We start from the raw sequence: 1,318 nt of genomic DNA on the forward strand, positions 1-1,318 counted from the left end.
GCAACGCACGAAGCGTTTACTTGGTATGCGACGGCTGCGGCGATTTACTTAGTGATCACGCTTATCACGCAGCGCGCGGTCAAAGTGATTGATAAGAAATTCTCAATCCAAGGCATGAGTATGGGGCAGGAGGCAAACGCATGAACGAACAACATGTATGGCAAATGCTGGATGGTTTAGGCACTAGCCTTCAATTAACGGCTGCGTCTTTGGCTGTCGGCTGTATTCTTGCACTATTGATGACCTTGACGTTGATTCTACGCACTCCGGGTTTGCACTGGGTAAGCCGTGGCATCATCACGTTGTTTACTGGGACACCGTTGCTGGTTCAGATTTTCTTGGTCTACTACGGCCCGGGTCAATTTGATGCAGTAAGAGAGAGTGTGCTGTGGACTTGGCTGAGCCAACCTTGGTTCTGTGCCATGTTAGCGTTGGCATTAAATACTGCCGCGTACAGTACTCAGCTTTTTAAAGGCGCGTTTAATGCGATTCCTTCAGGTCAATGGCAAGCGTGTCGTGCGCTGGGTATGAACAAAAGTGCCACGTTACGTGTGTTACTTCCTTATGCGATTCGCCGCGCGGTGCCTGCTTACTCAAACGAAGTGATTTTGGTGTTCAAAGGCACGTCTTTGGCAAGCACCATCACCATCATGGACTTGATGGGCTATGCTCAGCGCATTAATGCTCAAACCTACGATACATTAATGGTCTTCGGTGTAGCAGGCGCGTTTTATCTGAGCGTGAACGGGATTCTGACGCTTATCTTCCGCCAAGTTGAGAAGAAAGCTCTGGCTTTTGAAACCGTATAAATACCAAACCATTGTTGATTTAAGTTCATCACATCTTCAATTTCACCATGCCTCTGCGACTGACTCTCTGGTAGGGGCATTTTTTATTTCTCTTCTCTTGTTTTACCCGGAAGTGGAAAACTGCGCATCTTTCACCAAACTTAAGTGAGTAGATTTTTCTGGGTAGTAACATGGAACGACGACATTTTCTTGCGTTATGGACATTGATGTTTGCGCCATTTCTTAAAGCGGAAAGCTCGATGCGTCCGACGCCCTCTCAGACCGAAGGGCCATTTTATCCCGTGGTGAAGATTCCACTTCGCCAAAATTTAGTATTGAAACCGGATACTTTGATCGGAGAGGCGATAACATTGCAAGGTAAAGTGTTGGATGTGTTTGGTCGTCCTATCTCTGGCGTAAAAATAGAAATTTGGCAGTGTGATGGCCAAGGGATTTATGACCATCCGAATCAACCCAGCCAAAACAAGTTTGACCCAAGTTTTTCAGGTTTTGGCGCGACAATAACTGAA

The 1,318-nt window shown here is 46.7% G+C and carries 1 protein-coding gene and 2 pseudogenes; all 3 read left to right on the plus strand.

The window, feature by feature from the left end; genetic code table 11:
- Nucleotides 1-144: pseudogene (locus R7P35_RS24680) on the plus strand (arginine ABC transporter permease ArtQ); the annotation flags it as partial.
- Complete coding sequence (gene artM / locus R7P35_RS24685; protein ID WP_005455704.1) at nucleotides 141-809, plus strand: arginine ABC transporter permease ArtM; 669 nt, start codon at nucleotides 141-143, stop codon at nucleotides 807-809. The pseudogene R7P35_RS24680 and the gene artM, both read left to right, overlap by 4 nt.
- Nucleotides 810-979: 170 nt before the next feature.
- Nucleotides 980-1,318: pseudogene (locus R7P35_RS24690) on the plus strand (protocatechuate 3,4-dioxygenase); the annotation flags it as partial.

It is taken from the genome of Vibrio sp. Vb0304, assembly GCF_033338995.1.
In the GTDB taxonomy this organism is placed as follows: domain Bacteria; phylum Pseudomonadota; class Gammaproteobacteria; order Enterobacterales; family Vibrionaceae; genus Vibrio; species Vibrio alginolyticus.

Excerpts from the sequence above, each read along its gene's own strand:
- artM (WP_005455704.1), top strand. The coding sequence starts at position 141 with ATGAACGAACAACATGTATGGCAAATGCTGGATGGTTTAGGCACTAGC.